Here is a 10,354-nt window from a genome sequence, read left to right as displayed (position 1 = left end):
ATAGAAAAAGCCCCTGTCTAAGAATATGAAATAAAATACAAAGCTTGGGACTAGCCTAAATAGGCCAGTCTAGCTTAGTGTTGCCTAAAATAGAAAGAGTGCTATTATTTAATTTTCGTAGGAATTTCTTGAATAACTATTACTTCTTAGTTCTTACTTCTTACCTACTCATAAATTGAATGTACTGTTAGAAAGATGTAACTATATAATATATGAAGTAATATGAAGATAGCTCTTAAGAAAATACTAATAAATAATAAACAGGAAAAATAATTTGAGAGAAGTAATATAGAAAATAATACTTTGTAAATGCATAGAGCCGGCATAGGGGAGGAAGTGGTTGGAGGAGGCATTTTCCAGCCGACTGAAATCACTTCCTCCCCTTTTTTGCTAAATGTGTATAGCTGCTATACTCTTTGCAGTAAGTAGATTATAGGAGGCAAACATCAATGAATAAAAAAGAAAAGAAAATAAAAATGATAGGTGAAGGTGATATTACAAAAGTATTATTTCAGCTTGGTGTGCCAGTTATTATTGGAATGCTTGTGACTTCACTTTACAATGTTGTAGATGCCATGTTTGTAGGAGGATTAGGGACAAGTCAAATGGGGGCTGTCTCAATTACATATCCAATTGGGCAGTTAATTATTGGATTGGGATTAACATTTGGAAGCGGTTCTGCATCTTATATATCAAGACTTTTGGGCGAGAAGAATAATAAACAAGCCGACCGTACTGCTTCAACAGCATTACTTACTGCTATCATTGTAGGATTAATAACTATTGTGCTAACAATGTGTTTTCTTGATAAAGTGTTAACTTTTTTAGGTGCTACGCAAACAATTCTTCCTTATGCAAAAGAATTTGCTATTATCTACATACCTGGTTCAATATTAAATGTTATCAATGTAACGATGAATAATGTTTCAGCATCAGAAGGAGCCACAAAAATCAGTATGACATCAATGCTTATGGGAGCTGGATTAAATATTATTCTTGAACCTGTTTTTATATATACCTTTCAACTGGGAATTAAAGGTTCAGCGATTGCAACTGTGATTGCACAGGGAGTTACTACTCTTCTTTATATATGGTATATCTTCAGTGGAAAAAGCAGCCTGAATATTTCGATTAAACATTTTTCTATAGACAAGATAATATATGTTCAAATTTTGAAGATTGGAATACCAACATTGCTTTTCCAATTATTATCAAGTACTTCAATGGGACTGACAAATACTGCATCAAGTCGTTATGGTGATTCAGCTGTTGCAGCAATGGGGGTAGTTACAAGGGTTTTAGCCATCGGTTCATATGTTATATTTGGATATGCAAAAGGATTTCAACCTGTTGCAGGATTTAGTTTTGGTGCAAAAAATTATAAAAGATTGAGAGAAGCTATTGCGGTCTCATTGAAATGGTCAACTGTTTTTTGTGCAGTAACTGAAACTATATTCCTTATTTTTTCAAGGCAAATCATTGGTTTGTTTAGCAAGGATGCTTCTGTTATTGCAATAGGCAGTAACGCTTTAAAAGCAAACAGTATTACTTTTATTCTGTTTGGTTTTCAATATATATACACAACACTATTTCTAGCTCTTGGAAAAGCATTCAAAGGTACAATATTAAGCATTGCACGCCAAGGCATCTTTTTTATACCAGTAATTCTTATTTTATCAGGTATTTTAGGACTGAAGGGTATTATACTTACACAACCTATAGTTGATGTTATGACTACAATACTGACTTTTATATTCGCTGTTAAAATACAAAGAAAAATAAAGGATTCCAGTGAAGAATCAAATTCAAAAGTTATTTAAGAATAACGATAGTATTCAAGCATCATCATGCCTCAAAAAGAAGCTTTGACAAGGTAAATTAATAGTCAAATCTATGCTTAACATTATTTAACTTAAATATTACATTATGCAAAACAGACTTAAAAAAGGCAGTGTAATATTATACCTGTAAATTATACAGGGAGTTGATATAAATGCGTTTAAAAAAAGTATCTATAATAGTTGCATGTATTGTGACTTCAACAGTTCTGGCAACGTCCACTAAATATGTGTATGCCTCATCTTCTTATAATGGTACAAACATTAACAGCAGCCTAAATGCAACAAAAAAACCGGATCATGTAACACTTACATGGGCTAAAGATCCTAAAACTACACAGACAATAACTTGGAGAACCAGTACAGACGTTAATAATGGAGAAGTCCAATATTCAGAACTCAATAGCTCAAAGCACAAAACTATAAAAGCGGTTAAAGAATTATTTAAAACATCAACAACTGATAACACTACAGGTTCAATGAATGTATTTTCCGTAACATTAACCGATTTAAAGCCTGAAACAACATATTCATATAAAGTTGGGGATGGAGACAATTGGAGTGATGCGAGTACATTTAAAACAGAAAGTAAAAATAATAGAAATACAAAATTTTTAATTTTCGGTGATAGTCAAAGTGGAAATGATGCGGTACCAAACTATGAACCTTGGCATAAAACTATACAAAATGCTTTCAATGCAAATAAAAATGCGAATTTCTTTATAAATATGGGAGACCTTGTTGAAAAGGGTCAATATTATGTTCATTGGAACAATTGGTTTAATGCAGCTAAGGGTGTAATTAATAAAATCCCCAATATGCCTGTTCAAGGAAATCATGAAACATATGACGCAGCGGGTTGGAATACAACAAAACCACAATATTTTGTTAATCAATTTAAGGTGCCTCAAAATGGACCTGATGGATATAAAGGTCAAGTCTATTCATATGACTATGGCAATGCTCATTTTGTTGTACTAGATAGCCAAGAAGAGGAGGAGGCAGCAGGAAATGATGAATTTATAAAGGCACAAGCAGAATGGCTTGATGAGGATTTAAGTTCAACTAAAAAAGAATGGAAATTTGTGCTTTTTCATAAAACGCCATATTATAATAAAGCAAGCAGAGCTAATATTGTACTAGAAAAATATTTAGATCCTATAATAGAAAAGCATCATGTAGACGTGGTTTTCAATGGACATGATCATGGCGTATCAAGAACATATGCTATGAAAAACGGTAAATATTATTCGGATTTCTCAAAAGGTACTGTTTATTATGTAACAGGAAGAAGTGGACAAAAGTACTATAGCGATTTAACATCAAAAGTATGGGATGCATTTTTCTATGATCCTAATGATATGCCTTGCTATGAAGTTGCAAATATAAAAGGTGACAAACTTACAGTTAATGCGTATAAGCAAGATGGAACAAAGATTGACAGCTTGGTAATAGATAAAGCAAATCCTAAAAATAGTACAAAGATGGTATTACCTACTTCTTATAATGTTGATACCGATAACCCAGAAGTAGCTGCCATAGGAGCAGATCCAAGACTTGTAATCTATGGAACACCAATTGCTTTCGGAAGTAATCAAGCTGAATATACAAATGGAAAAGCTTATGCAAATCCTACATTAATAGCTGCCTACTTAGGAGGAAACTATGATGCAGCCGCAAGAACATTGAAGCTTGGCAGCAACACTATGAAATTCGATGCTAGTGATATATCTTCAAAAGGAAACATAAGCATAGATGCATTAAATGCAAAAGGATTTTATTGTAAATATAATACTCAATTCAATATGGTAATGGTAGAAAAATAGTCATTGGTATGTTTCCATTGGCAAATAAAGAGCTGTTCAAATTGTGAACAGCTCTTTTTGTCTACAACATGTAAAGACTTGTGCTATGGTTTAATTGTTAATGGTCAAAACTATGTTTGGACTATTGGTTCTGAAACTTAGTATCCAGAGCTCTGTATGGCTATAATTAACTGGTTAAGCAATGACACTGCCAATAGTCTTGAGGTAACTATTAATAAACGTGAAATTTTACATTAGAAGAACTTAATCAGCTAAGTAAGGAAGTTCGTGAGACTTTGCTTAAAAAGTTAAGCGAACATGGCGGACATATTGGACCCAATCTTGGAATTGTAGAACTTACAATAGCTTTGCATTATGTTTTTAATTCGCCAAGGGATAAGATTGTCTATGATGTTTCTCATCAGAGTTATATTCATAAAATGCTTACTGGAAGAAAAGATGCCTTTATAAATGCAGAAAAATATGATGAAGTTTCTGGCTATTCAAATCCAGAGGAAAGCAAGCATGACTTTTTTAACATAGGTCATACTTCCACTTCAATAAGTCTTGCTTGCGGTCTTGCTAAGGCAAGGGATTTAAAAGCTGAAAAAGATAATGTCATTGCTATCATAGGAGATGGTTCCTTAAGCGGCGGAGAAGCATATGAAGGATTGAATAATGCTGCAGAAGCAGGAACAAATATGATTGTAGTTGTGAATGACAATGATATGTCTATTGCAGAAAACCATGGAGGATTATATAAAAACCTTAAGGAACTTAGAGATACAGAAGGTAAAGCTGAATGCAATTTCTTTAAGTCCTTAGGTTTTGATTACCATTATGTAAAAGATGGTCATGATTTGGAGCAATTAATAAGTGTATTTAATCAGGTTAAGGATACAGAACATCCGGTGGTTGTTCATATTCATACAATTAAAGGAAAAGGCTACGAATTTGCTGAAAAGAATAAAGAACAGTGGCACTGGGGAATGCCGTTTATATTAGAAACTGGAAAATCAAAGTTTGCTATGGGGGATGCAGAGGATTATGGAAATCTTACAGGGGAATATCTAATTGGTGAGATGAAAAAAGATTCAAAAGTGGTAGCGATTACCTCAGCAACACCTGCTGTAATTGGATTTTACCCAGAAAGAAGAACGGAAGCAGGCAAACAGTATGTAGATGTTGGTATTGCTGAAGAACATGCAGTTGCATTAGCTTCAGGAATTGCAGCAAATGGTGGAAAGCCAGTTTATGGAGTGTATAGTACATTTCTTCAGAGAACCTATGATCAGCTTTCACAGGATTTGTGCATAAACAATAATCCAGCAGTGATATTGGTAAATATGGCATCTGTATATGGAATGAATGATGTAACACATCTTGGACTATATGATATTGCAATGATGGGAAACATTCCCAATATGGTATATTTAGCTCCAACCTGTAAGGAAGAATATTTTGCTATGCTTAAGTGGGGAATAGAGCAGAATGAACATCCTATAGCTATTCGTGTGCCAGCAATGGGAGTAATCAAAAGTGGAGTTGAAGATACAACTGATTATTCAAAGCTAAATAAATATAAGGTGACAAAAGAAGGTAAAGACGTTGCAGTTATTGCGCTTGGAGATTTCTATCAGCTTGGTGAGAAAGTAGCTGCAAAGCTTTCAAAGGAAAACGGCATCGAAGTTACTTTGATTAATCCAAAGTATATCACAGGTATTGATGAAGAATTGCTAGAGAGCTTGAAGAAAGAACATAAGCTTGTAATCACTTTTGAAGACGGAATTTTAGAAGGTGGTTTTGGTGAAAAGATTGCAAGCTATTATGGACTAACAGAAATGAAAGTAAAAAATTACGGTATTAGAAAGAGTTTCCCTGATCGCTATGTTCCGGAGGAACTTTTGAAAGCAAATGGAATCTCGGTAGAGCATATCGTTGAAGATGTATTATCAATTTTAAAAGATAAGTAATATAATTAAAGTTCGTGTCAAATAGTATATGATTATGTGACTTTGGACTAAGGGAACCTGAAAAAGTATGTTGGTAAATTTTCGGGTTCTTTTAATTTTATGACTGCTAATCGATATGAAGCAAAGGGTTTTGATTACTATGTGATTTTGAAAATTTGATTACAGAAAGAGGGATGTATATTGTGACTAAACGAAATAATTTACTTATAGCTATATTGACTTTAGGAGTTTTTGCAATCATAAATACTGAGATGGGCGTTATTGGAATATTGCCGTTGATTGCGGATAATTTTAATGTCAGTATATCCAAAGCAGGACTTCTAGTAAGTTTATTTGCACTTGCTATTGCTGTATCAGGACCAATTATGCCGCTGTTATTCTCAGGTATAAATCGCAAGAAGGTAATGTTGCTTGTTCTAGGTATTTTCTTTTTGGGTAACATCGTTTCAATGTTTACATCAAGTTTTGCAGTTTTATTAATTGCTCGTGTGATTCCAGGATTTTTTCAGCCAATTTATTGTTCATTGGCTTTTACGGCAGCTTCTGCTTCAGTGAGTGAGAAAGAAGCACCAAAGGCTGTTGCTAAGATAATGGTAGGCGTGTCTGCAGGTATGGTACTTGGTGTGCCAATTTCTAGTTTTATTGCAAGTACGACTTCATTTACCATAGCAATGTCATTCTTTGCTATGGTAAATGTTATAGCATTTACTGTTACACTTTTATTTATACCATCTATGCCTGTTAAGGAAAGACTTTCTTACAGGGCACAATTAAGTGTATTAAAAAAATCAATTATTTGGCTTTCTATCATAGCTGTTATTTTAATGAATGGAGCAGTATTCGGGGTTTATAGTTACCTTGCTGAGTATCTTAAAGTGGTAACAAATATTCCAGAGAAACTAATTAGTGTAGTATTACTAATATACGGTGTGGCAAATATTATTGGAAACATTGTGGCAGGAAAGTTACTTAGTAAAAATGCCATCAAAGTTGTGGTGTCTTTTCTTTTAACATTAGGAGTAGTTTACACCATATTATTCTTAATAGGTAAGTTTACTGTACCTATGGCTTTGATTTCTTTGATTTGGGGAATATTGGGAGGGATTGGCGGAAACATTAATCAATATTGGATTGCATCAGCAGCGCCAGAAGCTCCTGATTTCGCTAATGGATTATTTTTAACTTCTGCTAATTTAGGAACAACAATTGGTACAAGCGTATGCGGATTATTTATAACAGGGATGGGTACACAATATGTTGTCCTAGGTGGATTACTATTTTTGATACTAAGTGTAGTATCGGTTTTATTAAGAGTTCATATGTTTAGTTTTACAAAACTACATAGTAAATAAGGTAAGAAATAACGTTTTGATTTTTTAAAAACGTTCAAAATAAGTATTGACATAAAGTTAACTTTACCCCTTATCATATGGTTATAGATACCAATAATTATAATTAATAATCACTCAGTGAAGAAAGGAGTGCTTTATGACTTATACCATTAGACAGGTTGCAGAGAAAATGGGGGTTACGGTTCCAACCCTGCGCTACTACGACAAAGAAGGACTTTTACCATTTGTGGATAAGAAACCAAATGGCACAAGAGTTTTTAAGGATGAGGATTTCGAGGGACTGGCTGTTATATCTTGTATGAAAAATTCTGGAATGCCAATAAAGGACATAAAAAAGTTTATGGATTTGTGTAATGAGGGTGATAGCACGCTTAAGGAACGACTGGGGATTTTTCTTGAAAGAAAGAAAGTTGTTCAAAAGCAGATTGAAGAACTAAATAACATAATGAAAACCATTAACCATAAGATATGGTACTATGAAACAGCAATTGAAGCCGGTACAGAAGAAATCCATAAGAATCAAAAATGTGATAATAAAGAATAGAGGAAGGATAAATTAATGAAATTAGTAAAACAACAGATGCTCACTGGTGAAAGAGCATTATTCAATAGTAAAGATTTGGAAGTTTCTTATTCTACTTTTGCCGATGGGGAGTCTCCGTTAAAGGAGAGTCAGAATATTAAAATAGACCACACTATGTTTAAATGGAAATATCCATTATGGTATTGTAAAAACATTGTGGTGGAGAACAGTACACTTTTTGAAATGGCACGTTCAGGAATATGGTATACGGAGAATATTACAATATCAGACAGCATCATTGAAGCACCGAAGACCTTCAGGCGTGCAAAGAAGATTAGATTAGACAATGTAACCATGCCAAATGCTGTCAAAGGACGCGTTATGGAACTGTGAAAATGTAACGGTGTATGATTCCTTTATTTCAGGAGAATACCTAGGATGGAATTCTAAGAATCTGACCTTTGTAAACTGTATTATTGAGAGCTTGCAGGGCCTATGCTATATTGACAATCTTAAGATGAAAAACTGCCAATTATTGAACACTACGCTGGCATTTGAATACTCAACTGTAGATGTACAGATTAACGGTAATATTGATAGCGTCATAAATCCATCTGGTGGTGTAATCCGGGCAGAGGGTATTGACGAACTTATTATGGATGAAACTAAAATAGATCCTGAAAAGACACAGGTTATTACGGGGGAAATAAAGTATGCAGTATGATTTTAGAGCATTGATAGATAGGCGTAATACTAATTCTCTGAAATGGGAGATTGGTGAAAATATTCTGCCGATGTGGGTAGCAGACATGGATTTTAAGACAGCGCCGGAGATTATAGAAGCAATTCAGGAAAAAGTGGCAAAAGGAATTCTAGGTTATACTGTTGTTCCAGACGCCTGTTTACAATATTTTCTTTAATTCTATTGTGAATAATGGCAGAAATATCGTAGAAAATAAACTACTGTATGACGGGAAACAATACAGCATCGATTTTGAAGATTTAGAAAATAAACTATCAGATCCACAGACAACTATGATGATTTCCTAATAATAATTGATAAAAAATAAAACAAACAAAATGAATACGTACACATTGACATATGATGAAAAATAAGGTAAAATTTTTGTATATTTTGTATTTATACCGGTAAGAAAATTATTAAATTGGGAGCGTGTATTATGAAAAAATCAAAAATTAAAGTCACACGATTACTAATATCAACGATGTTATGTTGGGCATTAGCAGTAGGAAACTTTTTCATACCAGGCACAGCAGCACACGCCGCAGCAAAAAAAACAACTATTAGTTCGACTGAAATGACAATACCAATAGGCAAAATGAATGGTAAGGTTTATTGGAACAAAAATTCATGGCAATTGAGTAATGCACAGAAGCTTAGTGTAAAAAACCCATTAAAAGAAGCAAATTATCAATTTACATCAAGTAACTCAAAAGTTATTAAAATCAGCAAAGCTGGAGGTTACGTAACTGGTCTTAGGGCAGGAAACGCAACAATTACCTGCACACAGATCTATAAAAAGAAAAAGACTACAGTAGGCAAATGCAAGGTTATCGTAAAAAATGTTGCTTTAATCATATCAGATTATGGCAATGACTTTTCTGTAGGAAGCGATGGATTTGATCTCACACACTATTATAATTCTTTAGATCCTTTATTTAGCATAGCATATCGAAATCCTAATGCAACTTATACTCTAAAATCAGACAGTGAAAAATTTTCTATTAAAGAAATAAAATATGATGCCTCAAAAGTGAAAGCTGTTACAGATAATAAGGAATATCAGGACGTACTTAAGGATTTTATTGGAGATAGATACTTTTATGGATATAAGTTCACAGCTAAAAAGGCAGGTACATATAAGATTACAGTAAAAGAGACATATAATAAAAAAACAAAAACTTTGGGCAGCTTTAAAGTAGTAATAAAGGATACAAGCATTGCTGAAGCAAAACAAGATATGCTGTTAGGTGATTCTGTGAATGTACTTTCATTGCTTAATTATATTAAAAAAAATACAAGTTATTATTTTAATATAAAAGATTATGATGAAACTAACCCTGATAATAATGTATTGGTATTGAAGAATAACGGAAGTGAAGAATATTTATATGCGAATAAAGCGGGTACTGCAGAAGTTACAGTAAGAGAAGGATCTGAACAGGGGGAGGTTATTGGAACAGTTAGCATTGTTGTATCTGAGGCTCCTTGTCACGGTATTACTTTAGAACAGGATGAATATACAACATATGTGGGCGATGACTTTGACATATATTATGAACTGGATCCTGATGATACAACAGATAAAGTTACCATCGAATCTGATAATCCTGATGTTTTAAAAGTAGAATATGACCAAGAAGAGGAAAGATGGGTATATACGCCTTTAAAAGCTGGTGAAGCAAACGTCACTATTAAGTGTGGAGATCAATCAGTAGTTTGCAAGGTCGCAGTTGAAGAATAAAGACATTTCTAAATGTGTAATAAAAAAATAAATTATTTGGAGTTGTCGCAATAGCAAGTTTTCAATTGCCTATTGCGACAGCTCCATTTTTTTGAAAATTAATCTGCCCATTAATTACTTAGTACAACAGGCTCGTTTTTTACTCTTTAGGAATTTATGTATTTTGAAAATTGAGGATAACTTTTAATTAATATCAAGATACACCACTAAAGAGTAAAGAGTAAAGATAAGGAAGAAATTCTGTTAAGCAGAATTTCTTGAATAACTATAACTTCTTAGTTCTTACCTACTCATAAATTGAATGTACTGTTAAAAAGATGTAACTATATAATATGCGAAGTAATAAGAAGAAAGCTCTTAAGAAAATACTAGTAAAT

General features: G+C 33.3%; 8 protein-coding genes and 1 pseudogene. All 9 read left to right on the top strand.

Annotated features, from left to right (window positions below; translation table 11 throughout):
* Window positions 1-449: 449 nt before the first annotated feature.
* A complete protein-coding gene (locus CLORY_RS21585) occupies window positions 450-1,820 on the top strand; it encodes an MATE family efflux transporter (protein WP_079428438.1) in 1,371 nt (456 codons plus the stop codon).
* Window positions 1,821-1,993: 173 nt separating this feature from the next.
* On the top strand, window positions 1,994-3,664 hold the full coding sequence (locus CLORY_RS21580; RefSeq protein WP_079428436.1) for a purple acid phosphatase family protein: 1,671 nt from the start codon (window positions 1,994-1,996) through the stop codon (window positions 3,662-3,664).
* Between the two features lie 236 nt (window positions 3,665-3,900).
* Window positions 3,901-5,616, top strand: a pseudogene (locus CLORY_RS21575) (1-deoxy-D-xylulose-5-phosphate synthase); the annotation flags it as partial.
* 182 nt (window positions 5,617-5,798) lie between these two features.
* Window positions 5,799-6,968: an MFS transporter gene (locus tag CLORY_RS21570; RefSeq protein ID WP_079428433.1), complete on the top strand. Its 1,170-nt coding sequence runs from the start codon at window positions 5,799-5,801 to the stop codon at window positions 6,966-6,968.
* A 136-nt stretch (window positions 6,969-7,104) separates the two neighbouring features.
* Entirely contained in the window at window positions 7,105-7,512 is a 408-nt protein-coding gene (locus CLORY_RS21565; protein WP_079428431.1) for a MerR family transcriptional regulator, read from the top strand.
* Between the two features lie 15 nt (window positions 7,513-7,527).
* Window positions 7,528-7,884: a DUF3737 family protein gene (locus CLORY_RS24130; RefSeq protein ID WP_341456662.1), complete on the top strand. Its 357-nt coding sequence runs from the start codon at window positions 7,528-7,530 to the stop codon at window positions 7,882-7,884.
* Window positions 7,853-8,215: a DUF3737 family protein gene (locus CLORY_RS24125; protein ID WP_341456661.1), complete on the top strand. Its 363-nt coding sequence runs from the start codon at window positions 7,853-7,855 to the stop codon at window positions 8,213-8,215. The genes CLORY_RS24130 and CLORY_RS24125 overlap by 32 nt, the downstream gene beginning before the upstream one ends.
* Window positions 8,205-8,411 carry a hypothetical protein gene (locus tag CLORY_RS24120; RefSeq protein WP_341456660.1) on the top strand — a complete coding sequence of 69 codons (207 nt, stop codon included), beginning with the start codon at window positions 8,205-8,207 and terminating at the stop codon, window positions 8,409-8,411. Before CLORY_RS24125 ends, CLORY_RS24120 begins: the two co-directional genes overlap by 11 nt.
* A gap of 261 nt (window positions 8,412-8,672) precedes the next feature.
* On the top strand, window positions 8,673-9,977 hold the full coding sequence (locus tag CLORY_RS21550; protein WP_079428429.1) for a hypothetical protein: 1,305 nt from the start codon (window positions 8,673-8,675) through the stop codon (window positions 9,975-9,977).
* The last annotated feature ends 377 nt before the right edge of the window (window positions 9,978-10,354 follow it).

Origin of the sequence: Clostridium oryzae (assembly GCF_002029235.1) — a bacterium.
Classification (GTDB): Bacteria; Bacillota; Clostridia; order Clostridiales; family Clostridiaceae; genus Clostridium_AE; species Clostridium_AE oryzae.
This window is presented reverse-complemented; position numbering and strand designations above follow the sequence as displayed.